A 23,185-nucleotide genomic window follows, 5' to 3' on the forward strand; every position below is an offset into this window, starting at 1 on the left:
AATGAATAGTAAGCAATCTTAAAGGTGATATATATAACATGCTAAAAATTTTTTATATCTTGCTATCTCCCAAATAAAATAGCAAAATAAAGTAGATGAGGTAGAAGAGCGAGAGGGCACAGAAAAAAGTTGATCTTTACCTTTTTTACTGGCATCGAGATAAGAGGGAGGGGAGTCTTATGAAGATTCTCGCAAGGTTAATTATTTTGGTAGGCATAGGCTTTTTGGCATTCGGTGGGTACGAGCTATATGAAACATACACAAAGCAAAATGAGTCGATGGCAGAAGTAAAGAAGGTTTTAGAAGAACCGGAAGAAGGCATAACAAGTGCCAGCGACATGACAATAGAAGAAGGCGATGTCATTGGTGCTCTATACATCTCTCGTTTAGAAAAGGAAATTCCAATTATTTCAGGGACAAACGAAGAAGAACTAGCCCGTGGGGTAGGGCATTTTACGTCAACGGTTCTTCCAGGTCAACAAGATCAAATCTTATTATCGGGACACCGAGATACCGTATTTCGTGACTTCGGAAAGCTAGAAAATGGAGACAAATTTATTGTCAAAATGCCTTACGGGGAGTTTACGTACGAAATGTACGACTCTGAAATTGTGGACGCAGACGATCGCACCGTCATTCGCTCAACCGCTCCGGATGAGATTTTAACGCTATCTACCTGCTATCCATTTACCTTTGTTGGAGCAGCACCAGACCGCTATATTATATACGCCAAGCCCGTCAAGTGAGGTGGGTCAAGGGGACAGGTACCTTGACCCAGCTTAAGCGGACTCACGTTCCGTTATCTGTGACAAAAACAGCGATTTTACGGTGTTGGAGGACAGAGGTTCCGCTATTCCATGTTTTAAGAGTGAAATGCACCCCGGATCTATGTAATAGCGGATCGTATGTCCGCCAAAGTGCTCAAAATGCTAGATTTCAAGGAAATAGCGGAACTCATGTCCGCGTAAATTAAGCTTCTTACTTGGGTAACAGCTGGACCTCAAAAAAACGCTCAAAGTTAATCAACTAAGAGCGTTTTTTTAGTCTGATCATCGTTACTAGGTTGCACTTCAAATCAATTTTTCCTACTCTGAACTGGGTCGAGGAACCTGTCCCCGTGACCCACTTTTATACACTCGGTACAAAATAAAAGCGAAGACGCTTAGCGCGATTCCTAGGATGTACGGCAATCCGACTGCAATGGTGAATAACAAGCCACCGAGTGGGGGGCCAATAATTCGTCCGAGAGAATCAAAGGAGGATAACAGTCCGGTTGTTCGTCCATAACTCGTAGGGGACGCTTTTGTTACGAGAGAGGAGACACTTGGCCGGATGAGTCCATTTCCGATTCCGAAAATGGTTAAGAAAATGGCTGCTGTTAGAAAACTGTCAATAAACAAAATCAGGCAAATCCGATCGCAGAAATGATAATGCCAAGTTGAATCACAGAGCCTTCTCCAAATTTTTTCGTTAACCTTCCTACAAGTCCGCCTTGAACGAGTGCTCCGGCAAGACCCATGATCATAAAAATATACCCTAATTCAACAGACTCTAACTGGGCTTTTTCATAAGCAAAATAGGCGAAAGTCGCTTCAAGACCAGCCAACGAAAGAGAAACAAACCATTGCAAGACAAATAAAATCGCAACAGGACCTTGAAGAGCTTTGCGTAAAGGTGTTTTTTGACGCAATTGGTTGTTTCGTTGTTCGGCTGTTAGTGATTCTTTTAAGACGAACAGGACGAAGAAAAAGGTAATGATCGATAATGATCCAGCTAAATAAAAGGGAACACTTAAATTATTCTGCGAAAAAATCCCGCCGATCGCCGGACCGAAAATAAACCCTAGTCCGATGGATGCTCCGATGATCCCCATTCCTTTTCCACGGTCTTCATCTGATGTAATATCTGCTACATAGGCCATTACGGTAGGCATATTCGCAGAGGAGAAAAATCCTCCAATCACCCTAGCTGCAAACAGCATCCAAAGAGTGGACGAGATTGCTAATAGGAAAAAGGAAAGAGCTAGTCCGAAAATACCAATCATGATAACAGGTTTTCGTCCAATTTTATCTGAAACTCGTCCCCACATGGGCGCAAATAACAGCTGCATAAACGAGTAAATCGCCATTAATAACCCTAATTGAGTAGGGGTTGCGCCAATTTCTTCTGCGTAGAAAGGCATAACAGGAATAATAATTCCAAAGCCAACCATGACGAGAAACATAACAGCAAATAAAACAGGTAAAGCTTTTTTCTTATGCATTCTACATGTCACTCCTGTACCTTATGGGAGAACCCCAAAAATTAATTCCCTGCAACATAGTCACCGTTTTTTCCACCTGTTTTGCTTAAGAGAAATGTGTCTTTAATGATCATGCTTTTATCAACCGCTTTGCACATATCATAAAACGTAAGCGCAGCAGCGGATACAGCGGTTAGCGCCTCCATTTCAACACCAGTGTTTCCTTTACAAGACACTTCAGCTTGCATGATCAACTCATATCCGTCACTTGCCTCTTTGTATTCAAAATGAAAATCGACACCTGTAATTTGAATCGGATGACACATCGGAATGAGATCAGGTGTCTTTTTTGCTGCCATGATCCCGGCAATTTGCGCAACTTGAAGAGGATCGCCTTTTTTAATTTCTGCATTTTGAATCGCATCGTACAATTCTTTTTTTAATAAAATGGTACTCTGGGCGACAGCGGTCCGTTTCGTTTCATCTTTTTTCGAAATATCGACCATTTTTGGTCTTCCTTTTTCATTCCAATGAGAAAATTCACTCATCTATCTTCTCTCCTTTTGGGCGGTTTTATGGTTCCAGTCACTTTTGTAGTTAATGTTTGTAAATTCTTTTTGATTAGAAGGGAAGTGCACGTATTGTGTATGTACTTTCTGCAGCAATGGCCTCATGCTTTTTCGCTGATTGGCGATGAGCTTCCTAGCAACAGGCAGGCAATCACGGTGGTAGCAGGCCAATAGAGGCTGTTCTTTTTCTCCTGTGATCGGAATGATCGCTGCGTGACCTGAACTTTTCGTAATTTCATCTGTTAGCTGATCGATAATTGCTTTCTCGATAAAGGGGAGATCAGCCGCTAAAACGATATACCAATCGACGTTCGGAATGGATTCCATTGCAAATGTAAGAGCATATAATGGACCATTATGTGGTTGATTTTCGATCAAGACGGTAGCCATTTTTCGATCAAACCTGTCTGCAAGTAACTGATTTGTTACGATATAACAAGAGTCAACCCCACTAGCGCGTAATGCATGAACGCTGTGTTCATAAAAAGCTTTCCCTTTATGTTGTTCAAACATTTTCGGTTGCCCGTATCGAGAAGATTGTCCTCCAGCTAACACGACACCAGCAATGTTCATTTTTTAACCAACTCTTCAACAAAATGAGGAACGGTCGGTAAAATTAATTGATTCATCGCGAGCTTCACCGCATTCGTTGAACCTGGCAAAGCATACACAGCCGTTGCATCAATGCTGCCTGCTATGGCTCGACTGAACAACGCTTTTGGACCAATTTCTTCATAGCTTAGCATTCGAAACAATTCTCCAAAACCGTCCATCTTTTTATGTAGTAATGAAGAAACAGCTTCATGTGTCACGTCTCTAGGAGAAAAACCAGTTCCGCCATTTAAGATAATCACTTGGATGTTTTCGTTTTCTACCCAAGCCTTAATTTCGTTTTGAATGGTGATCAACTCATCTTTCACAATTTTATAATCGATAATCGGATGATTGGAGGACTGTAAAAGCTCAGAAATGGCTTGTCCACTGCGATCATCCTCTTGATTTCTCGTGTCTGAAATCGTTAAGATCGCAACGTTTACACTTTTGGAAGTATTTATATGGTGCACAGAACTCATTCCCTTCCTTGTTTTTGTGTTAGAATGGTTTATTATATCTTACTAATAGTAACAGCTTTTTTCACGAACAACCAATGATTCGTCGATGAAGTACTGAGGAAAGTAAGAGTAGAGGGGGAATGGACATGGAATTGAACCACGTGAATGACAAATACTTGCGGCCTTTGCAAGATTTGCGTATATCAATAATGGACAAGTGTAATTTCCGCTGTTCCTACTGCATGCCGCAAGACGTTTTCGGCGAGGATTATGTGTTCATGAGAGAAGAGGAATTGCTATCGTTTGATGAGATTGAACGGCTTGTAAAACAATTTACTCACTTAGGCGTGAAAAAAATTCGCTTAACCGGTGGCGAGCCATTGCTGCGAAAAAATGTTCCCGACCTCATTGGACGATTAACAAAAATCGCTGGAATAGAAGACATTGCCTTAACAACGAATGGTGTACACCTCGTCAAGCAAGCGCAGGCGTTAAAAGAAGCTGGGTTAATGCGTGTGAATATTAGTCTTGATGCGTTAACAGCAGAGACATTCCAAGAAATGAACGGAAGAAAAGTGGCTCCGAATGTGGTCTTAAAAGGGATTGATGCCGCAATGGAAGCGGGGTTGATTGTGAAGATCAATATGGTCGTGAGAAAAGGTGTTAATGAGGATGAAGTTATTAAATTAGCGCGTTATTGCAAAGAGAGAGAGATTACCCTTCGTTTTATTGAGTTTATGGATGTTGGTCAAACGAATGGCTGGGATTTCTCTCAAGTTGTCACAAAAAAAGAATTATTAGAGAAAGTATCAACGATTGCACCACTTGAAGAAGTCGGACGAGATTATTTGGGTGAAGTGGCGGCCAAATATCGTTATAAAGGAACGAAAACGGAAATCGGCATTATTTCATCCGTTTCAGATACGTTTTGTGGAAATTGTACGCGGGCGAGAATTTCAGCCGACGGAAAGCTGTATACGTGTTTATTTGCTGAAGAAGGCTATGACCTGCGTCAGTTGATTCGTTCAAAAGCAAATGATGCAGACATTAAGTCGACGATTGCAAACATTTGGAGCAAGCGGACGGATAAATATTCAGAAGAACGAACGGAAGAAACCGTACGTAATCGAAAAAAAAATTGAAATGTCCTATATCGGTGGGTAGAATAATGCAAGAGGGAAACTCTTGCATTATTTTCTGTTGTTTGAAAAGATAAAGACATAAATAGAATTTTAAAACGGAGTGAGTGCGATGGTAGAGAAGCGAAAACCAATCCAAGTTGCTGAAGCAGTGAAACGAGTCATATCTAATGATGTAATGCCGCAAAAAGAGTATGTTTCGATCGAGGAAAGCTATGGAAGGTTTTTAGCTGAAGATTTACTAGCGTCTCACGATGTTCCGGCTTTTGATCGATCGCCGTATGACGGGTTTGCGATTCGTTCAGAAGACACGAATGCAGCTAGTTCAGAAAACCCTGTTTCTTTTACTGTAGTAGGAGAAATTGGCGCAGGGTATGTGTTTAATGAGGAAGTGCAACCTTTTCAAGTAGTTAGAATTATGACGGGCGCCCCGATTCCTAAAGGGTGCGACGCCGTAGTGATGCTCGAGTTAACGAAAGAAATTAGTGAAAAAGAAATTTTAATCAAACGTTTGTTTAAAAAAGGCGATAACATTTCTTATCAAGGGGAAGACACGAAAAAAGGGACAGTTTTAGTGAAAAAAGGAACGAAGATTAATCCTGGAGTTGTGGCCTTACTTGCTACTTTCGGCTATCACGAAGTAGCTGTGGCAAAACAGCCAGTCATTGGTGTGATTGCTACAGGAAGTGAACTTCTTAATGTAGACGAGCCGCTTGCACCAGGAAAAATTCGGAATTCCAATGCGTATATGATTCTCGCTCAAATTGAACGAGCAGGTGGAAAAGCCAAATATTTTGGCAAGTTAGATGATGACTTTGACGCTTGTTTAGCTGAGACGAAAAAAGCGCTAGCAGAAGTTGATATGTTAATTACAACAGGTGGTGTATCTGTTGGAGATTTTGATTACGTTCCTGCGATTTTAAAAGAGCTAGGAGCGGAAGTCCTTTTTAACAAAGTGGCCATGCGCCCTGGCAGTGTTACGACAGTAGCTAGTTTAGGGGACAAAATGATTTATGGATTGTCGGGAAATCCTTCTGCTTGTTACGTTGGGTTTGAGCTTTTTGTTCGCCCGATGTTGCGTCGAGCGATGTACAATGCTTATCCGCATCTCCAAAAAGTTACCGCGACACTAGGAGTTGATTTTCCGAAACCTAATCCATTTATGAGGCTAGTGCGCGCAAAAGTTGAGTATCAGAATGGCACCTTAGTTGCTTCTCCATCAGGTGTAGATAAATCAGGGATTGTGAGTTCATTAGGCGGTGCGGATTGTCTTCTGCTATTACCTGGCGGGACAAGAGGGTATGAAAAAGGAATGACCGTTGATGTGTTATTACTGGAAGATCAACAAGGAAGTGAATGGCCTTGGGACAACATCGTCGCATCTTACAAGTAGTCGGCTATCAAAATAGCGGGAAAACGACGTTGATGGAAACGTTGATTAGTAGGTGTTCGGAATTAGGCATGAAGGTCGCAACGGTTAAGCATCATGGGCACGCGACTCCTCAAACAAATGAAGCAACGGGGAAGGACAGTGTTCGCCACCAACAAGCTGGCGCCGATATGACGGCTGTTGAAGGCGGAGGATCTTTGCAAATCCATGTAAAGCAGCCATCTTGGAGTTTGGATGACATTTTGAAGCTGTATGAGAACTTCTCGCCTGATGTGATTTTGGTAGAAGGTTTTAAAAAAGCACCTTACCCAAAAGTAGTGTTGCTACGTGGAGAAGAAGATGTTTCTTTGATTGAAACAGCGACGAACATTGAATGTGTGATTACATGGGGAAACGTTCAAAGCATGCAAGCACAGCGACACAGCTTTCCTATCTTTTCTATTAACAGTCCATCAACCTATACGGATTATATTTTACAGAAACTGAGTGATGAAAAATGAATCAACTATTTGACATACAAGATACACCTTTATCGATTCAAGAGGTTGTCGATAAAGTAACGAGAAGAGACTGTGGAGCGATCTCGACGTTTATTGGAACGGTAAGAGAACTAACTCACGGGAAGAAAACATTAAAGTTGGAATACCAAGCGTATAAGCCGATGGCAATCAAAATGCTGGAGCAAATCGGACAAGAAGTACAAGAGAAGTGGCCTGGCTCAACGATTGCGATTACCCACCGTGTTGGGACTCTCGACATTTCAGAGATTGCTGTGATTATTGCCGTTTCAACGCCGCACCGAAAAGCAGCGTATGAAGCAAATGAGTATGCAATGGAGCGAATCAAACAAATTGTCCCGATTTGGAAAAAAGAGTTCTGGGAAGACGGAACAAAATGGATCGGTGACCAGCTTGAACAAACTCCTTACCCACAAGGGAAGCCAGAGTTAAAGGAGGAAAACAAATGATTAAAGTTCTGTTGTTTGCCGAACTTCAAGACGCAGCCGGTACCGATCAACTAGAAGTGGATATGGTAGGGGCCACGATAAACGAAGTGAAATCATGGCTCCACACGCAGTACAACTTGCCCTCTCTAGACCAAACAATGGTTGCCGTAAATGAGAGTTACGCAGAAGAAACTTACGTCGTCCGCGAAGGTGATGTCATTGCCTTTATCCCTCCAGTCAGCGGCGGGTGAAAAGTGGGTCATGGGGACAGGTTCCTTGACCCACTTTTAGTGGAATCACGTTCTGTTATCTGTGATCAAATAGCGGGTTTACAGCGATAGTGGACGGACTTTGTTCTACTATCGTATTTTTAGAATTAGACCGATTGTGAGCCCGAGAAAGCCTTGAGCTCAAGAACGTCCTGTATTCATTTTCTAATCTGAACTGGGCCGAGGAACCTGTCCCTTTGACCCTCTTGGGAAAGGAGATTCACATGAATAACTATAAAATCATTTTATTTGATTTAGATGGAACCCTTTCAGACCCAAAAGTGGGAATAACGAAATCGGTTCAATATGCGTTGAACAAAATGGGAATTGATGAGCCTGATTGTGACAAATTAGAATGTTTTATTGGACCACCATTACAAGTTTCATTTACTGAATATTACAAGTTTGATGAGGCGCGTACCCAAAAAGCAATAGATTTCTATAGGGAAAGATTTAAGGAAAAAGGAATGTTTGAGAATGAATTGTATTCACATATCCCTTCCCTATTAAAATCACTAAAAGAACAAGGGTTTACTTTAATAGTTGCCACTTCAAAGCCTACTGTTTATGCAGAAAAAATAGTGAAGTATTTTTCTATTGATCCGTATTTTCAACTAATTGTAGGAAGTAACCTTGATGGAACAAGATCGTCAAAAACAGAAATCATTCAGTATATTCTAGATACATACCATGACCATAAGTTTAGTGATTTTGTAATGATTGGAGACAGGAAGCACGATATCATTGGGGCACATCAAACAGGAATTGACTCGATTGGCGTCACATATGGTTACGGTTCAATTAAAGAATTGAGTGATTCGAATCCTACGCATATCGCTAAAAGTGTTGATCAGCTAAAAGATATTCTGCTCGGTAGGCAATGAAAGAAAGGGAAATAAAGACCAGGGGTGAAATATATATAATAAGGGCGATACCTAAATAAGGTATCGCTATTTGTTTAATCTGTGGCAGTAAAAAAAGTAACGAAACAGCAGGGGGGAAGGTAAATGGAAACAATTAATACGGAAAGATTGCTATTAAGAGAATGGCAGGAAACAGACAGCAAGGACTTATTTGAATATGCTAAAAGTGAAGAAGTAGGTCCGAATGCTGGTTGGCCACCGCATAAAACGGAAGAAGAGAGCAAAGAGATTATAAAAATGTTTAGAAGGAATCATGATACATATGCTGTTGTGTTAAAGGCAGAAAACAAAGTGATTGGCAGCATAGGGCTGCATGATAGAAAACCAGATGATCAACTGGTCAATTTAAAACAGAAGGAAATGGGATATGTTCTGAATCCTAATTATTGGGGAAGAGGCATCATTCCAGAGGCAGTACAGGCTTTATTGGAATATGGTTTTACTAAACTAAATGTAGATCTTATTTGGAGTGGACATTTTGATTTTAATCAAAACTCCAAAAGAGTAAACGAGAAATGCGGATTTCATTACCGATTTCAAAGAAAAGAAAAATTAAAGTTACTAGATAACAAGGAAGTTACAACTTTGTATTATTGTCTGTTTAAATCTGATTACGTTGAAAATAAAGGTTGAATAGCTGGGTCATGGGGACAGGTTGAGGGCACTGAAAAAAGTGAAAGTCGACCTTTTTCAGTGCCCTCGGACAGGTTCCTTGACCCACTTCAAGTGGACTCACGTTCCGTTATCTGTGACCAAAACAGCGATTTTAAGGTGTTTGAGGACTGAGGTTCCGCTATTTCGTGTTCTAGGGGTGTCAGGATAGCGATTTTTAGCAAATAGCGGATTCTGAGTCCGCCAAACCCAATAAAATGCTAGATTTCAATGAAATAGCGGAACTCCTGTCCGCAAAATAAAAAGCAAGAACCACTTGTAAGTAGCAAAGCGGTTCTTGCTTCTATCCGGACCACCTAGACCCATGTGGAGGACGGAAATTTAAAAAGACCAAAATTAATGGTGTATGACTCAAGTCTTCCCATCTATTGATTGCAAAACTACGAATTGGGTCAAGGAACCTGTCCCCCTGACCCACCCTATTGGACGAGCTGCAGCATTTCTTTGTTGCGGCGTTGCTGTTCTTCTTCTGTAGCTAAATCATACTTTTTCAAAAGGTGAAACAGTTCATTTAGTTCGACTTGTGTCGGTTGTTTCTCTAAAAAACGGACGCAGACAGTGTAAATCTCCTCTGGCAAAAAGGCTTTTTGTGACTCTAGTTTTGAAAAAACATCTTCAATTGGGTGATCTAATTTACAAGAACTCATCATGATTCCTCCTTTTCTATTAATCATGTAAAACGATTCGTTCCGGGTGCGAATAAATGTTGAAGGACGCCCCGCGAATAAATCCAACCGCTGTAATGTTTAAATCCTCAGCTAATTGAATGGCTAAATCAGTCGGTGCAGATTTAGATAAAACGATTCCAACACCTAACTTAGCAGCTTTGGTTAAAATTTCCGATGAGATTCGACCGCTAAACACGAGAATTTTATCCCGAACAGAAATCCCATTTAAGAGGGAATAGCCATACAGTTTATCTAATGCGTTATGTCTACCGATATCGGAACGACTGACTAGAAGCTCATCGGCTGTACAAAGAGCTGCATTATGCACACCTCCTGTATTTTTAAAGGTGAGACTTGCTTCTTGCATTTTGCGCATTAACTCGATACATTGTTCAGCCGTCACAGTCGTCGTAGACATAGATGTTTTGGCGGTTCGCACATCATTTTGAAAATAAAATTGTCTACTCTTTCCGCAGCACGATCCAATAAAGCGCTTTGAAAAGTATTGCTGATTTTTTATTTCTTCAGTATGCAGTTGTACATAGGCAAAGCACGATCTTCATCAAGGGTCATCTCTTTAATCTCTTTCTTGAAGTGAATAACCCCTTCTGAAGCTAGGAAACCAATAACCATCTCTTCAAAATGTTGAGGGCTGCAGACCATCGTTGCAAATTCCTCATTGTTTATATAAATTGTCAAAGGGAACTCAATAACAATTTTATCTGTTGTTTCTGTAAAACGATGTTGATTGTATTTTACTATAGCCCGAGAAGAACTAAGTGAATCAGTCAAACAAACTCCCCCTTTGTTTTGTCATAAAGGATATCGTAACAAATATAAACATAATCTGTGGAACCTGACAAGAGTTACAATGAAGTTCGTCTGAAAACTAATCATAAATGCTTTTATTTTACAATAGAATTATATTGAACTTTCTTTGAAAACGAGTTATGATTTAATTGCATTCATAATTCTGTAACATTTAAGCATCGCGATAGCGAACCTGTCGGCGGTATTAAGTGTTCAGTCGTTGTAAGCGATTACTATTGGTTAGAAAGTAGCGATACCTGCTTGAAACTAATCGTCGTGCTTTTTAGGGAGACGTGTATCTTCCTTTCAAAAAGTTACGTCGATTTTTTTATGTTTAAAGAGAAAAAGGAGTGAACAACATGGGAGAATCAAAAAAATTAAAGAATCGCTGGTTGATCGCATTAGCGGCAGTCGGAATACATATTTCGATCGGTTCTGTATATGCGTGGAGTGTTTTTACAAACCCGATTAGAGAACAGCTTGGCTGGGAGTTAAGTGCGGTTTCTTTAACATTTAGTATTGCGATTGTGTTTCTTGGTTTATCAGCAGCCTTCATGGGGCACTTTGTTGAAAAATACGGACCAAGAAGATCTGGTTTAGTTGCAGCATCATTTTTTGGAGTAGGGTTAGTTGGGGCAGGATTTGCGATTAATATCGAATCTCTTGGACTATTATATTTTACTTACGGAGCTCTTGGTGGGATCGGTCTTGGTGTTGGATATATTACACCGGTTTCAACTCTTGTAAAGTGGTTCCCAGACCGTCGTGGTTTAGCTACTGGACTTGCGATTATGGGATTTGGTTTTGCTTCAATGGTAGCAAGCCCAATCATGGCAAGTTTAATAGACTCAGTAGGATTAGCAAATACATTTTTCACATTAGGGATCGCGTACTTTTTAATTATGCTCGTTTCGGCACTTTATATTGAACGTCCTCCAGCAGGATACATGGAAGGTGTACAAAATGCGGGTAAGAAAGTGGCTAGTGATTTATCACAATTAACGGCGAATGAAGCTGTTAAGACAAGACGCTTTTGGTATTTATGGATTATGTTATTCATTAACGTAACCTGTGGAATTGCCATCTTATCCGTTGCATCACCAATGGCTCAGGAAATTGCAGGGTTATCAGCAGCAGCGGCTGCCACAATGGTTGGTGTGATGGGTGTGTTTAACGGATTAGGACGTATTGGTTGGGCTTCTATTTCAGATTATATGGGCCGAGCAAATGTATATACAGCGTTCTTTCTCATTCAAATCGTTACATTCTTAACATTACCAAGTATTACGCACGCGATATTGTTCCAAGCGGTATTGTTCTTAATTATGACTTGTTACGGTGGAGGATTTGCCTCGATTCCAGCTTACATTGGCGATTTATTTGGAACAAAACAATTAGGTGCCATTCACGGATACATTTTAACAGCATGGGCATTAGCTGGTTTAGTTGGACCGATCTTAGCATCTTGGATTCGTGAGACGACGGACAGCTATGCAGGCACACTTTATATTTTTGGTTTTATGTTCATCGCAGCTTTACTCGTTTCTCTAGTAATCCGTATTGATATTAAGCAATTAAAAGCTAAAAATGAATTGAAAGATTTAGCTAGTTAAATTGACTTTTTATGATACTCGAACTACTCTTAATTCAGTAAAGTAAGTGAGGTATAGTGAATGAACAAATATGAAGCTGAATTTAGTAATTTAGTACGCTCTTTCAGAAAGAAACATATGGGGAAAGGCCCTAGCAAAATAAGTACAACATTTTGTAAAAAGTGGGCGATCTGTGAAATGGAAGGGAACCTCTCTCCTGTTGAGAAATTTATCGCAACAGCCGATGAGGGCAAGCAGATGCTTCGAGCTGCTAGAACCGAAATGGTGAAAGATATGTACCGAAAAAATCCACCTGAGGAAATGGAACAGTTCTTACAGTGTAATTTTGTAGAATTATTTGTGGACATTGATATTGAGAAAGATTTTGGGATGTCCATCTTTGTCTTCGATGAAGATATTGAAGAGAAATTTTCCAAAAAACAATAGTCGGTTTGGCACTTAGTAGCGACCCTGCAAAAGACTTAACCACCGTAATGACCTCATGAAAATGGGGGAGTACGGTGGTTTTTTTATGAAAACAACATAGACATTAGTAATAAGCATTTGGGAGTGAGAAATATGGGGAAAACAAAACATCAAGGTCCTATAAAAGCAACAAAAACACCTACACCAAAACACTGGGTAAGTCCCATTCCGTTTGGCTTAGGAAAAGTCAAGCCTAAACATATTCGGGATACGATGAAAATTGCGTGGGACAACAAAGATAACCTAGGATATGCATCGCGAATCTTAACAAAAGGAGTTTGTGATGGCTGTGCGTTAGGAGTAGCGGGTCTTCAAGATCAAACATTAAAAGGTCCACATATGTGTACAACACGATTGAATGTTCTTCGTTTGAATACAGCTCCTGCGATTAAAGAAGAAATCTTACATGCCGATATCGATGAATTACGAAAATATGATAGCACGGAATTAAGAAAGTTAGGTCGTATCCCGTATCCACTTATTCGCCGTAAAGGAGAAAGAAGATTCTCTCGTTTAACGTGGGACGACGCTATGGATATGATTGCCGATAAAATGAAGCAATTAGATCCGAAGCAATATGCGTTTTATTTAACATCTAGAGGAATTACGAATGAATCTTATTATGTGGCAGCAAAAGTAGCGCGGTTCCTAGGTGCGAACAACATTGATAATGCTAGTCGTATTTGTCATTCACCTAGTAAAACAGCATTAAAGCGTTCAATCGGTGTTGGTGCTTCTACTTGTAACTATCAAGACTGGTTTGGCGCAGATGTTCTTTTATTCTGGGGAAGTGTGGCATCGAATGCATCACCAGTTTCATCGAAATATATGTTAGAAGCGAAAAAACGCGGAGCGAAAATCATCGTTGTCAATCCATATAAAGAGCCAGCAATGGATAAATATTGGGTTCCTTCAAATGCCGAGTCTGCTTTATTTGGAACAAAACTAGCAGATGATTTCTATCAAGTAAACATTGGTGGAGACATTGCTTTCATGCACGGAATTATGAAGCACTGGTTTGAAATGGAAGAAAAACAACATGGTTCAGCAATCAATCATGAGTTTGTTCAAGAACATGTCAATGCATATGATGAATTAAAAGCTCATGTTGAATCACAATCATGGGATGAGATCGTGAAGTCTTCCGGGATTACAAAAGAAAGAATCATCGAGTTATCTGAATTACTAGCTAACAGTAAAAATGCTGTTTATGCTTGGGCGTTAGGATTAACGATGCATGCATTCGCATCTGATAACATTTCACAAGTTGCAAATTTAGCTCTTCTTCGTGGACACTTAGGTCGCAAATACAATGGTTTGATGCCATTCCGTGGTCACTCATCTGTTCAAGGTTCAGGTGAAATGGGAGCTGATCCATTCGTATTGCCTGGTGGAGATTTTGTAGAAGATAACATTCAACGAATGGAAAAGATTTGGGGATTTGATATTCCAAGATGGCAAGGGGATGTAGTCGGTGTCACACTAGAAAACATCGTCCTTCCAGAAGACCATGAGCGTAAAGTGAAGCTTTATTACATGTCTGGTGGGAACTTCTTAGAGACAATGCCAGATCCAGATTTTATCGCCAAGGCATTAGCTGAACTAGACGTTCGCGTTCATCAAGATATTATTTTAAATACGTCAACATTAGTCGATGCAAAAGAAGCGGTTATCGTTCTTCCTGCGAAAACTCGTTATGAGCAAGACGGAGGCGGAACATCCACATCTACTGAGCGTATGGTATATTTCTCTCCTGAAATTGAAGGAAACAAGAACCATATTGAAGAAGCACGTTCTGAGTGGAAAATTTACATCGACCTTGCAAAACGAGTGAAGCCTGATACAGCTCACCTTGTTGATTTTAAAACAGGCCAAGACATCCGTAATGAAATTGCGATTGCCAATACGAATTACGAAGGCGTTCAACACCTTAAGAAACAAGGAGATGTGTTCCAGTGGGGCGGCGCATGGCTTTGTGAAGATGGCGTATGTCCAACTCCAGATGGAAAAGGAAACTTGCTTCCTGTTGAGATTCCAGACATGGGCAAAAAAGAGGGACAATTTGTTTTAACGACACGTCGCGGAAAACAATTTAACTCAATGGTTTACAAAGAAACAGATCCATTCAACAATGCAGAGCGTTATGATGTACTAATCAATGCAGAGGATGCACAAAGTTTAAGCATCGCTGAAGGCGAAGGAATTGTTATCCATAACGGCTTTGGTGTATTCCAAGGAAAAGCAAAATATGCGGACATTTCAAAAGGAAACTTAGGTGTTCACTTCCCAGAAGGAAACTTCTTACTTCCAAAAGGAAGATACGAAAAGCTTGCGAAGATTCCTGACTTCAACGTAGCGGTAAAAGTAGAAAAAGCAGATCGCTACAACGCTAGAAAAGACACGAAATATGTGGAAAGAAGAATAGAAGATTTAGACATGTCTGCTCCGGGTTAAGAAACAGCCTTTAAGTAGAAAAACTATAAAACGAGCAGGCCAATTCAAATGAGTTGGCCTGCTCGTTTGTGTGTAAGAAGATCCTATTCATAAAAACCGATGAAAAACAAAACGAATTTAATCAGAATTTGTATGATTTAGGTTCTTTCTAGTTTTGTAGAAAAGCCCTAATAGGAAAACTCCTCCAATAGCAAAAAGAAGATAAGGTGGATTTTCGTTTAAGAATAAGCTAGCTATGAATAAGACAGGAAGGATAATGGTACCAGTAATCAAAGCACTAAGATTAGAATCGTATTTCTTTTTAAATAAATAATGCAATAGTAAAAAAGGAATCCCGACTATAAGTAGTCCGAAAATAAGCATTAAGATATTGGAAAATGGATTCTGAGCCAGCCATAAAGATAGTTGGTCCATCTGAAAAACCTCTTTCTAAAATTAACCTATTTCATTCAATCATACCATAAATTATCAAGTTTTTACTAACAGTCTCTTCACTCGCATTTTGACAATCATCCTATTAATTGCTTTAATAAGCAATGATGCTACAGAGGAGTTGGTGTATATGTCTTCACAACATTTTATCGATCAAAAAATCTTTCCGGCAGCAAGAACAGTCAAAGAGTTCGAAAAGCTATTAAAAAGTAAATTTGAAGTGATCATATTATTAAATAGCCATATCGGTCAATTGAAAAGCTTAATTCAATTAGCCAATAAAGCAGGAAAAAAAGTATTTTTGCATGTTGATTTGGTACAAGGATTGAAAACGGATGAATATGCGGCTCAGTTTATCTGCCAAGATATTAAGCCAGCTGGAATCATTTCAACGAGAAAAAACGTCGTATTAACAGCGAAAAAGCATTCGATTATTGCGGTTCAACGATTGTTTTTATTAGATTCGATTGCCCTTGAATCAAGTTATAAATTGTTAGAGACAACAAAGCCTGATTACATTGAAGTTCTGCCAGGAGTTATGCCACACATTATTGAAGAAGTCTATGAGAGAACAGGGATCCCCATTATTGCAGGTGGTCTTATTCGAGAGAAAGAGGAAGTGGCTAGAGCATTGGATGCGGGGGCAATTGGTGTGACGACTTCGAGACAAGAACTTTGGAGCTTTAAAAAATAGAAAACATATAAAGAAAAAAGCTGAAAAAACGTTGACAGCGTTTTCAACTTTTGTTTTAATAAATAGTAAGTTAATAGATTGTGACGGAGATTTGGAGACGAGCAATTGACCTATTCATTTATATGATAGGTCCATTTGTTCGTCTCTTTTTTTGTTGAATAAGTGTTTTAGAATCTTCTGTTACGTCTAAAAGATTGGGGGAAAAACATAGTGGTGCCATTTATGGGAGAATTAATTGGGACAATGATTTTGATTATTTTTGGAGGAGGAGTTGTAGCAGGGAGTGTATTAAAGAAAACAAGTTCAGAACAAGGTGGATGGGTTGTTATTACTTTTGGCTGGGGATTAGGATTAGCGGCAGCTATTTATGCAGTAGGAAATATAAGTGGTGCTCATTTAAACCCTGCAGTTACGATTGGCTTTGCTTTAATTGGTCAATTTTCTTGGGAGTATGTTATGCCCTATATAGTGGCTCAACTTCTCGGTGCTTTTATAGGCGCTACACTTGTTTGGCTTCACTATTATCCTCATTGGAAACAAACAAGTGATCAAGGTGCAAAATTAGCGGTTTTTTCAACATCGCCTTCGATTAAGCATAAGCCGTCCAATTTTTTTAGCGAAGTTTTTGGAACGTTTATCCTTGTAATGGGATTGTTGGCGATTGGGGCAAATGAATTTACAGAAGGCTTAAATCCGTTAATTGTTGGATTATTTATCGTTGTGATTGGTATGTCGCTAGGAGGAACAACCGGTTATGCCATCAACCTGCGCGTGATTTAGGTCCGAGACTCGCTCATTTCTTCTTACCCATTGCAGGGAAAGGAAAATCAGGTTGGGAGTATGCTTGGATTCCTGTCGTAGGTCCAATTATGGGAGGGGCACTTGGAGCTCTTACGTATGCGGCTCTCTTTGAAAGAATCATTTATTCATCTTTATGGGTTGTGCTCATAGTTATATTTATCACATTATATATATGTATGAAACAAGAGAATAAGAGTCAAATCAAGCTTCACCATCAAACTCAAGAAACGATTGCACAATAAAGAAAAATGGAAGGTTGGGGAACAAATGAAGAAACAGTATATATTGGCTTTAGATCAAGGAACAACTAGCTCGCGAGCGATTTTATTTGATAAACAAGGAAAAATTGTAGCCATTGAACAGAAAGAGATTGAACAAATATATCCGCAGCCAGGATGGGTGGAGCATAATGCGAATGAAATATGGGCGTCTATTTTAGCTGTTATCTCAGGTTTAATGCTAAAAGCCAACATTGATAAAGAGGAAATTGCAGGGATTGGTATTACAAATCAAAGAGAAACGGCTGTTGTTTGGGATAAACATACAGGCAAACCGATTTATCATGCGATTGTTTGGCAATCAAGACAAACAGCAGATATTTGTGAACAGTTAAAAGAGCAAGGGTATGAAGAGACGGTACGAAAAAAAACAGGATTGCTTATTGATGCGTATTTTTCAGGTACGAAAGTTAAGTGGATACTCGATCACGTAGATGGTGCAAGGGAGAAAGCCGAGAAGGGCGATTTGTTATTTGGAACAATTGATACGTGGCTCATTTGGAAGCTCTCAGGTGGGAAAGCTCATGTAACCGATTACTCCAATGCTTCGAGAACGATGATGTACAATATTCATGATTTAAAGTGGGATGATGAGCTTCTTTCGATGTTAACGATCCCAAAGGCGATGCTGCCTGAAGTAAAACCATCCTCTGATATTTACGCCACAACGGTGGATTACCATTTCTTCGGAGCGGAAGTACCGATTGCTGGTGCAGCAGGTGATCAGCAGGCTGCTTTATTTGGGCAAGCCTGCTTTGAGAAAGGAATGGTTAAAAATACGTATGGCACTGGATGCTTTATGTTAATGAATACGGGCGATCAGGCTGTTGAATCAAAGCATGGTTTGTTAACGACTCTCGCTTGGGGAGTTGATGGAAAAGTTGAATACGCACTTGAGGGCAGTATTTTTGTTGCAGGTTCAGCCGTTCAATGGTTACGAGATGGCTTAAGGATGATTAAATCGGCAAAAGACACAGAACAATACGCTGAAAGAGTGAGTTCGACAGAGGGAGTTTATGTGGTGCCGGCTTTTGTAGGACTTGGTACACCTTATTGGGACAGTGATGTAAGAGGAGCGGTTTTCGGTCTTACGCGCGGAACAGAGAAAGAGCATTTTATTCGAGCGACGTTAGAATCACTAGCTTATCAAACGAAAGACGTAGTAGACGCAATGGAGGCCGACTCTGGAATTAAGGTGAAAACGTTACGCGTTGATGGCGGTGCTGTTGCAAATAATTTCCTTATGCAGTTTCAAAGTGACTTATTAGGAGTTCCGGTTGAAAGACCTGAAGTTCAAGAAACAACAGCTTTAGGAGCCGCTTATTTAGCTGGATTGGCTGTTGGTTTTTGGGATAATATAGAACAAATTAAAACGCAATCGATGGTGGACCGTTGTTTTGAAGCAACGATGGCAGAGGAGGAGCAACAAGCCCTTTATTCTGGTTGGAAAAAGGCTGTTAAAGCTGCCCAAATCTTCAAATAAGTATTGAATTTAATTAGAAATACAGTATAATTTAAAGTAAGTTAATATCGGTCGGAGATTAGGAGAAGACCACAACACTCTAATTAGTAAAGATTAGAGCTGTTGTGGTCTTCTTTTTTGTCTCTGTTATTACGAATAAGGGGAGATATGAGATGGCGACTTTTTCAAGCAAGGAACGCGAAATGATTATAGAAGATATGAGCAAACAGCAATTAGACTTACTTGTCATCGGAGGAGGCATTACTGGTGCTGGCATTGCGCTAGATGCACAAGTAAGAGGATTAAATACAGGGTTAATTGAGATGCAGGATTTTGCAGCTGGAACGTCCAGTCGCTCTACAAAACTTGTTCATGGAGGGCTTCGTTATTTAAAACAATTTGAAGTAAAGCTTGTCGCTGAAGTCGGAAAAGAGCGTGCGATTGTTTATGAAAATGCGCCTCACGTTACGACTCCAGAGTGGATGCTCTTACCGATGATCGAGGGAGGGACTTTTGGGAAATTCACGACATCAATCGGTCTGAAAGTCTATGATTTTTTAGCGGGAGTCAGAAAGCACGAACGCCGAAAAATGTTAAATAAAAAAGGTGTTTTGCAAAAAGAGCCACTAGTACGTGAAGATCGTCTGAAAGGTGGCGGTATCTATGTGGAATACCGAACTGATGATGCGAGACTCACGTTAGAAGTGTTAAAAGAAGCCGTTACTAGAGGAACGAAAGCAGCCAATTATGCAAAAGCAGAAGGCTTTATTTACAAAGACGGCAAAGTGGTTGGGGTCAAAGTGAAAGATGTGTTGTCCGGTAAAATCTCTGAAATTTATGCTAAGAAGATTGTGAATGCAGCAGGTCCTTGGGTTGATACTCTTCGCGTGGAGGATCGATCTAAGAAAGGAAAGTATTTACACTTAACAAAAGGTGTTCATTTGGTCATTGATCAAAGTCGCTTCCCTCTTAAGCAGGCAGTTTATTTTGATACAGAAAAGGATGGCCGTATGGTGTTTGCCATTCCACGTGATGGAAAAACGTATGTGGGAACGACAGACACGACTTACAATGAGGATATAACCCACCCTAGAATGACAGAGGAAGACCGCCGTTATATCATTGGTGCCGTCAATTATATGTTCCCGACTGTGCAGTTAACATCCTCTGACATTGAATCAAGCTGGGCGGGCTTACGTCCACTCATTCATGAAGAAGGAAAAAGTGCTTCAGAAATTTCGCGTAAAGATGAAGTGTTTATCTCAGATACTGGACTCATTTCGATTGCTGGAGGGAAGCTGACAGGTTATCGGAAAATGGCGGAACGAATCGTAGATCTAGTGGCAAAAGAGCTAGGATTACATGCTCCATGTACGACGGCTTCTATCACTTTATCTGGAGGAGATGTTGGTGGATCCACTAATTACGATACCTTTATCAAGAAAAAGAGAACTGCGGGTACGGCGTTAGGCTTAAGCGTGGAGGATGCTACACGTGTGACAAAATTATATGGGTCAAATGTCGATAAAGTGTATGATCGGTTACAAAGCAATCAGGACGAAGCGAAACGAAATCAACTTCCGCCATTGCTTTTAGCTCAACTCCAATATGGAATGGAAGAAGAAATGGTTTCTACCCCAATTGACTTTTTTAACCGACGAACAAGTGCATTATTTTTTGATATAGATTGGGTAGAGAAGTGGAAAGATCAAGTAACAGACTATATGGCAAAAATGTTGAACTGGTCAAAAGAAGAGAAAAAACAACATATGGATTATCTTCTGTCAGAACTTTATTATGCGAAAAATCCAATTGACTTTGTACCAAATCATAACAAAAGAAAGCTAAGCTAATCGCTAGTAAGGAACCGAGTTCTAAAAAATAGAATCGTAATAGGAGTAGAAGACCAAATGGCTTTATTCATTTGGTCTTCTTTTTTGTATTTGAATAAATGAAAGCAACTCATTAAAAAAATGTAAGAAATACCTTTCTTAATGTAATCTATATATTGCATTATGCATACTATATATTGTAACATGTGATTATACAATTTTTTACAGAGGGGTGGAATAAATGTTTTTTAGGAAAAAGAAAGCGGTCGATGAACGGGTGCAAAATATTCAAAACAAAATCTATAAAGAACTCTATATGATTATCATGGCGCTAGCGATTCTTTCTATTGCGATAAAATTTGCTACGATCGAGGTTTCTCTTCAACTCGTCATGACGGAATGGGTGATTCTACTGTTTTCGTCTCTTTATTACTTGCAACGATCTGCTTATCTTGGGATCTACTCAGCGGAAGTGGAAATGCATGATAGTAGGAGTAAGTTGAAGCTAAGAACGAAGCATATCATTATTGGAATAGCCATTGGGTTTATCATTGCAGGGGTATTTGCCACAAACAGTGCCGTTAATTATGCAGATAATAGGCAAGAAGCGATAAACTACTTTTTCCTTGTCTTAGGTGTTTCCCTTTTTATATATGTTCCCATCTTTGCAGGGTTAACCGGCCTTTCGTATTTAGCTGCGAAAAAGAAAAGTGACCAAATGAACGAAAAGGAATTAGAAGATCAGGAAGGCAAGTGGTAGTCATGAAAAACAAACGGCTAAAAATGGCTAGAATGGAGCATGATTTATCTCAAGAAGAACTAGCAAAAAAAGTGGGTGTCACTAGGCAAACAATTGGCCTTATCGAATTAGGAAAATACAATCCAACATTGAATCTATGTATAGCGATTTGCAAAGCATTAAATAAAACATTAGATGAGTTGTTTTGGGATGAGGAGATGTAACGAGAAACCTTAATGTTTGCCTCATTATGCCTGCCAAAGAATTGGAGTTTTTGTTAAATAAACGTTTGTTTAATTGTTAAAGTCCTCTTTTGATATGGGATACAGCTATTTAATTAAACGTTTGATTAAATTCTTAGCAACACAAAGTTAGCCAGTTAAACGGGTTTCAAGACATAGGAATTAGGGAAATGATATAATAGGGAAAATAATGAAAGGTGGAGTCTGGATGTTAAATGACCAATTAAAAGTAGCGTTAAATGATCAGATGAATTTTGAATTTTATGCAGCGCATTCGTATTTGGCTATGGCGGCTTATTGTTCCGCTGAAAGTCTTGATGGCTTTGCGAACTTCTTTTTAGTTCAAGCGGAGGAAGAGCGTTTTCACGCTATGAAGTTTTATAACTTTATCAATGCTATGGGAGAACGAGCAACGATTCAACAGTTGAAAGAACCAAATAATTCTTTCTCATCCGTGTTAGATGCGTTTGAAAAAGCGTTAGAGCAAGAAAAAGAAGTGACAAAAAGCATTTATCATTTATCAGACTTAGCATTAGACAGCCGCGAGCATGCAACAATTACATTTTTGAAATGGTTCATTGAAGAACAAGTTGAAGAAGAGGATATGTTTGACAGCATCATTCAAAAACTAAAACGAATTGATGATGACAGCAATGCATTCTTTATGTTGGATGATGAATTTGCAAAACGATCGTTTACTCCTGAGGGAGAGTAAGAGGAGAGCTTATATAGAAGTGACAATGAGGTATCCAATGAGTGGATACCTTTTTGGTGTGTAAAGTTATCGATAAGCTCAAATAAATTTTTCTTTATAACCAAATGGTTTTAAATCTGTGTTAAGGTTTACATATATATGGAAAAAAGTTTGAGCTGTTGAAGCTATACAATTTGCAACTAGCAGCTCTTAGCTCAGAGAGGTGAATCGAGTGTGTTAATTGGTTTAATGCAAGGGATAGGGGGCCTCTATTATTGGACTTGGTTTATCTGGCCGTTTGTTTTTGTATTTTCATTGGTTTATAGCATTTCTTCCATCGTAAAAGATGAGGAAGCCTCGATAAAACCTGTTTTAGTGGCGTCGGTTTCCCTTTTGATCATATTAGCTGGAATTACATCTTCGTTTAATTGGTAATTTCCGTGGAGAGACAGGTAAACAATAAGAGCGTTTTTTCACTAATCTGGCTGGGAAGGAGGGAATTTTTAATGACAGATAAAAGGAAAACCAATATTTTAGCAGTCACATCTTTAATCGTAGGAATTCTGTCGATTTTGTTAACAGCAATGGGGATTGTATTAGGAATAGTAGGGATTGTACTCTCAGTTATCGCCAATAAGCAAATTAAGAAAGCAAATGAAAATGGTGAACGACTGGCGAAAACCGGGATGTTTTGCAGCATAGCGGGTGTCTGTCTTCAACTTCTTTTTATCGTTGTAGGGATTGTGACTGTTTTTTCTACACCAGTTGGATGAAGAGCCACGTATGATAAGAATGGTTT

23 protein-coding genes and 4 pseudogenes are annotated in these 23,185 nt (G+C 39.6%); 20 read left to right on the plus strand and 7 right to left on the minus strand.

Features of this window, described 5'->3' with window-relative positions; genetic code table 11:
• The first annotated feature begins 179 nt into the window (after positions 1-179).
• The gene (srtD, locus tag JCM9140_RS07530) at positions 180-746 is read left to right on the plus strand and encodes a class D sortase, LPxTATN-specific (protein WP_034744506.1); all 567 of its coding nucleotides are present in this window, start codon (positions 180-182) and stop codon (positions 744-746) included.
• Positions 747-1,085: 339 nt separating this feature from the next.
• On the opposite strand, the pseudogene JCM9140_RS07535 reads toward srtD, so the two are convergent.
• From JCM9140_RS07535 to JCM9140_RS07550, 4 genes and pseudogenes are all read right to left on the minus strand, one after another.
• A pseudogene (locus tag JCM9140_RS07535) lies at positions 1,086-2,263 on the minus strand (MFS transporter).
• Between the two features lie 41 nt (positions 2,264-2,304).
• Positions 2,305-2,790 carry a cyclic pyranopterin monophosphate synthase MoaC gene (moaC, locus tag JCM9140_RS07540; RefSeq protein WP_034744509.1) on the minus strand — a complete coding sequence of 162 codons (486 nt, stop codon included), beginning with the start codon at positions 2,788-2,790 and terminating at the stop codon, positions 2,305-2,307.
• Complete coding sequence (gene mobA, locus JCM9140_RS07545) at positions 2,791-3,384, minus strand: molybdenum cofactor guanylyltransferase (RefSeq protein WP_034744512.1); 594 nt, start codon at positions 3,382-3,384, stop codon at positions 2,791-2,793. It abuts the gene before it with no gap.
• Positions 3,381-3,884 (minus strand): MogA/MoaB family molybdenum cofactor biosynthesis protein, encoded by a 504-nt coding sequence (locus JCM9140_RS07550; RefSeq protein WP_156314829.1) that lies wholly within the window; start codon positions 3,882-3,884, stop codon positions 3,381-3,383. Before JCM9140_RS07550 ends, mobA begins: the two co-directional genes overlap by 4 nt.
• Before the next feature lie 125 nt (positions 3,885-4,009).
• On the opposite strand from JCM9140_RS07550, the pseudogene moaA reads away from it, so the two are divergent.
• The 7 genes and pseudogenes from moaA to JCM9140_RS07585 all read left to right on the plus strand — a co-directional run bounded on the left by moaA (position 4,010) and on the right by JCM9140_RS07585 (position 9,163).
• Positions 4,010-5,027, plus strand: a pseudogene (moaA, locus tag JCM9140_RS07555) (GTP 3',8-cyclase MoaA).
• 87 nt (positions 5,028-5,114) lie between these two features.
• Positions 5,115-6,395, plus strand: coding sequence for a molybdopterin molybdotransferase MoeA (locus JCM9140_RS07560; protein ID WP_034744515.1), 1,281 nt, complete (start codon positions 5,115-5,117; stop codon positions 6,393-6,395).
• Positions 6,359-6,892 (plus strand): molybdopterin-guanine dinucleotide biosynthesis protein B, encoded by a 534-nt coding sequence (gene mobB, locus JCM9140_RS07565; protein WP_034744517.1) that lies wholly within the window; start codon positions 6,359-6,361, stop codon positions 6,890-6,892. Before JCM9140_RS07560 ends, mobB begins: the two co-directional genes overlap by 37 nt.
• The gene (locus JCM9140_RS07570) at positions 6,889-7,359 is read left to right on the plus strand and encodes a molybdenum cofactor biosynthesis protein MoaE (protein ID WP_034744520.1); all 471 of its coding nucleotides are present in this window, start codon (positions 6,889-6,891) and stop codon (positions 7,357-7,359) included. Before mobB ends, JCM9140_RS07570 begins: the two co-directional genes overlap by 4 nt.
• Positions 7,356-7,589 (plus strand): molybdopterin converting factor subunit 1, encoded by a 234-nt coding sequence (moaD, locus tag JCM9140_RS07575; RefSeq protein ID WP_034744521.1) that lies wholly within the window; start codon positions 7,356-7,358, stop codon positions 7,587-7,589. The genes JCM9140_RS07570 and moaD overlap by 4 nt, the downstream gene beginning before the upstream one ends.
• Before the next feature lie 242 nt (positions 7,590-7,831).
• Positions 7,832-8,491 (plus strand): HAD family hydrolase, encoded by a 660-nt coding sequence (locus JCM9140_RS07580; RefSeq protein ID WP_034744524.1) that lies wholly within the window; start codon positions 7,832-7,834, stop codon positions 8,489-8,491.
• A 123-nt stretch (positions 8,492-8,614) separates the two neighbouring features.
• Positions 8,615-9,163 (plus strand): GNAT family N-acetyltransferase, encoded by a 549-nt coding sequence (locus JCM9140_RS07585; RefSeq protein WP_034744527.1) that lies wholly within the window; start codon positions 8,615-8,617, stop codon positions 9,161-9,163.
• A 458-nt stretch (positions 9,164-9,621) separates the two neighbouring features.
• On the opposite strand, the gene JCM9140_RS07590 is transcribed toward JCM9140_RS07585, so the two are convergent.
• Together JCM9140_RS07590 and fdhD are read right to left on the minus strand one after the other, a co-directional pair.
• Positions 9,622-9,849 (minus strand): hypothetical protein, encoded by a 228-nt coding sequence (locus tag JCM9140_RS07590; RefSeq protein WP_034744530.1) that lies wholly within the window; start codon positions 9,847-9,849, stop codon positions 9,622-9,624.
• Between the two features lie 19 nt (positions 9,850-9,868).
• Positions 9,869-10,662 (minus strand): annotated as a pseudogene (fdhD, locus tag JCM9140_RS07595) (formate dehydrogenase accessory sulfurtransferase FdhD).
• Between the two features lie 377 nt (positions 10,663-11,039).
• Between fdhD and JCM9140_RS07600 the strand changes: the two are divergent.
• The 3 genes from JCM9140_RS07600 to JCM9140_RS07610 all read left to right on the plus strand — a co-directional run bounded on the left by JCM9140_RS07600 (position 11,040) and on the right by JCM9140_RS07610 (position 15,212).
• Positions 11,040-12,293 (plus strand): L-lactate MFS transporter, encoded by a 1,254-nt coding sequence (locus JCM9140_RS07600; RefSeq protein WP_034744533.1) that lies wholly within the window; start codon positions 11,040-11,042, stop codon positions 12,291-12,293.
• A gap of 60 nt (positions 12,294-12,353) precedes the next feature.
• Positions 12,354-12,719, plus strand: a complete 366-nt coding sequence (locus tag JCM9140_RS07605; protein WP_034744537.1) for a Na-translocating system protein MpsC family protein — start codon at positions 12,354-12,356, stop codon at positions 12,717-12,719.
• Positions 12,720-12,851: 132 nt separating this feature from the next.
• Positions 12,852-15,212 carry an FdhF/YdeP family oxidoreductase gene (locus JCM9140_RS07610; protein WP_034744540.1) on the plus strand — a complete coding sequence of 787 codons (2,361 nt, stop codon included), beginning with the start codon at positions 12,852-12,854 and terminating at the stop codon, positions 15,210-15,212.
• 117 nt (positions 15,213-15,329) lie between these two features.
• Here JCM9140_RS07610 and JCM9140_RS07615 read toward each other — a convergent pair whose 3' ends face one another.
• A complete protein-coding gene (locus JCM9140_RS07615) occupies positions 15,330-15,626 on the minus strand; it encodes a hypothetical protein (protein ID WP_034744542.1) in 297 nt (98 codons plus the stop codon).
• Positions 15,627-15,774: 148 nt separating this feature from the next.
• Here JCM9140_RS07615 and JCM9140_RS07620 point away from each other — a divergent pair, with 148 nt between their 5' ends.
• The 9 genes and pseudogenes from JCM9140_RS07620 to JCM9140_RS07660 all read left to right on the plus strand — a co-directional run bounded on the left by JCM9140_RS07620 (position 15,775) and on the right by JCM9140_RS07660 (position 23,159).
• Positions 15,775-16,338, plus strand: a complete 564-nt coding sequence (locus JCM9140_RS07620; RefSeq protein WP_034744544.1) for a glycerol-3-phosphate responsive antiterminator — start codon at positions 15,775-15,777, stop codon at positions 16,336-16,338.
• Positions 16,339-16,548: 210 nt separating this feature from the next.
• Positions 16,549-17,381: pseudogene (locus JCM9140_RS07625) on the plus strand (MIP/aquaporin family protein).
• Between the two features lie 25 nt (positions 17,382-17,406).
• The gene (gene glpK / locus JCM9140_RS07630) at positions 17,407-18,900 is read left to right on the plus strand and encodes a glycerol kinase GlpK (RefSeq protein WP_034744649.1); all 1,494 of its coding nucleotides are present in this window, start codon (positions 17,407-17,409) and stop codon (positions 18,898-18,900) included.
• 152 nt (positions 18,901-19,052) lie between these two features.
• The gene (locus tag JCM9140_RS07635; RefSeq protein ID WP_034744545.1) at positions 19,053-20,732 is read left to right on the plus strand and encodes a glycerol-3-phosphate dehydrogenase/oxidase; all 1,680 of its coding nucleotides are present in this window, start codon (positions 19,053-19,055) and stop codon (positions 20,730-20,732) included.
• A gap of 220 nt (positions 20,733-20,952) precedes the next feature.
• On the plus strand, positions 20,953-21,471 hold the full coding sequence (locus tag JCM9140_RS07640; RefSeq protein WP_034744546.1) for a DUF6773 family protein: 519 nt from the start codon (positions 20,953-20,955) through the stop codon (positions 21,469-21,471).
• A gap of 2 nt (positions 21,472-21,473) precedes the next feature.
• Positions 21,474-21,674 (plus strand): helix-turn-helix transcriptional regulator, encoded by a 201-nt coding sequence (locus JCM9140_RS07645; RefSeq protein ID WP_034744548.1) that lies wholly within the window; start codon positions 21,474-21,476, stop codon positions 21,672-21,674.
• 226 nt (positions 21,675-21,900) lie between these two features.
• The gene (locus JCM9140_RS07650; protein ID WP_034744550.1) at positions 21,901-22,407 is read left to right on the plus strand and encodes a ferritin; all 507 of its coding nucleotides are present in this window, start codon (positions 21,901-21,903) and stop codon (positions 22,405-22,407) included.
• A gap of 213 nt (positions 22,408-22,620) precedes the next feature.
• Entirely contained in the window at positions 22,621-22,821 is a 201-nt protein-coding gene (locus JCM9140_RS07655) for a hypothetical protein (protein WP_034744551.1), read from the plus strand.
• A 71-nt stretch (positions 22,822-22,892) separates the two neighbouring features.
• Positions 22,893-23,159 carry a DUF4190 domain-containing protein gene (locus tag JCM9140_RS07660; RefSeq protein ID WP_034744553.1) on the plus strand — a complete coding sequence of 89 codons (267 nt, stop codon included), beginning with the start codon at positions 22,893-22,895 and terminating at the stop codon, positions 23,157-23,159.
• Positions 23,160-23,185: the final 26 nt, after the last annotated feature.

Origin of the sequence: Halalkalibacter wakoensis JCM 9140 (genome assembly GCF_000513095.1) — a bacterium.
GTDB classification, from domain to species: Bacteria; Bacillota; Bacilli; order Bacillales; family Bacillaceae_D; genus Halalkalibacter; species Halalkalibacter wakoensis.

Bases quoted from the DNA above. Each gene is read 5' to 3' on its own strand.
- srtD (WP_034744506.1), top strand. From the start codon at position 180: ATGAAGATTCTCGCAAGGTTAATTATTTTGGTAGGCATAGGCTTTTTG.
- moaC (WP_034744509.1), bottom strand. From the start codon at position 2,790: ATGAGTGAATTTTCTCATTGGAATGAAAAAGGAAGACCAAAAATGGTC.
- mobA (WP_034744512.1), bottom strand. From the start codon at position 3,384: ATGAACATTGCTGGTGTCGTGTTAGCTGGAGGACAATCTTCTCGATAC.
- JCM9140_RS07550 (WP_156314829.1), bottom strand. From the start codon at position 3,884: ATGAGTTCTGTGCACCATATAAATACTTCCAAAAGTGTAAACGTTGCG.
- JCM9140_RS07560 (WP_034744515.1), top strand. From the start codon at position 5,115: ATGGTAGAGAAGCGAAAACCAATCCAAGTTGCTGAAGCAGTGAAACGA.
- mobB (WP_034744517.1), top strand. From the start codon at position 6,359: ATGGCCTTGGGACAACATCGTCGCATCTTACAAGTAGTCGGCTATCAA.
- JCM9140_RS07570 (WP_034744520.1), top strand. From the start codon at position 6,889: ATGAATCAACTATTTGACATACAAGATACACCTTTATCGATTCAAGAG.
- moaD (WP_034744521.1), top strand. From the start codon at position 7,356: ATGATTAAAGTTCTGTTGTTTGCCGAACTTCAAGACGCAGCCGGTACC.
- JCM9140_RS07580 (WP_034744524.1), top strand. From the start codon at position 7,832: ATGAATAACTATAAAATCATTTTATTTGATTTAGATGGAACCCTTTCA.
- JCM9140_RS07585 (WP_034744527.1), top strand. From the start codon at position 8,615: ATGGAAACAATTAATACGGAAAGATTGCTATTAAGAGAATGGCAGGAA.
- JCM9140_RS07590 (WP_034744530.1), bottom strand. From the start codon at position 9,849: ATGAGTTCTTGTAAATTAGATCACCCAATTGAAGATGTTTTTTCAAAA.
- JCM9140_RS07600 (WP_034744533.1), top strand. From the start codon at position 11,040: ATGGGAGAATCAAAAAAATTAAAGAATCGCTGGTTGATCGCATTAGCG.
- JCM9140_RS07605 (WP_034744537.1), top strand. From the start codon at position 12,354: ATGAACAAATATGAAGCTGAATTTAGTAATTTAGTACGCTCTTTCAGA.
- JCM9140_RS07610 (WP_034744540.1), top strand. From the start codon at position 12,852: ATGGGGAAAACAAAACATCAAGGTCCTATAAAAGCAACAAAAACACCT.
- JCM9140_RS07615 (WP_034744542.1), bottom strand. From the start codon at position 15,626: ATGGACCAACTATCTTTATGGCTGGCTCAGAATCCATTTTCCAATATC.
- JCM9140_RS07620 (WP_034744544.1), top strand. From the start codon at position 15,775: ATGTCTTCACAACATTTTATCGATCAAAAAATCTTTCCGGCAGCAAGA.
- glpK (WP_034744649.1), top strand. From the start codon at position 17,407: ATGAAGAAACAGTATATATTGGCTTTAGATCAAGGAACAACTAGCTCG.
- JCM9140_RS07635 (WP_034744545.1), top strand. From the start codon at position 19,053: ATGGCGACTTTTTCAAGCAAGGAACGCGAAATGATTATAGAAGATATG.
- JCM9140_RS07640 (WP_034744546.1), top strand. From the start codon at position 20,953: ATGTTTTTTAGGAAAAAGAAAGCGGTCGATGAACGGGTGCAAAATATT.
- JCM9140_RS07645 (WP_034744548.1), top strand. From the start codon at position 21,474: ATGAAAAACAAACGGCTAAAAATGGCTAGAATGGAGCATGATTTATCT.
- JCM9140_RS07650 (WP_034744550.1), top strand. From the start codon at position 21,901: ATGTTAAATGACCAATTAAAAGTAGCGTTAAATGATCAGATGAATTTT.
- JCM9140_RS07660 (WP_034744553.1), top strand. From the start codon at position 22,893: ATGACAGATAAAAGGAAAACCAATATTTTAGCAGTCACATCTTTAATC.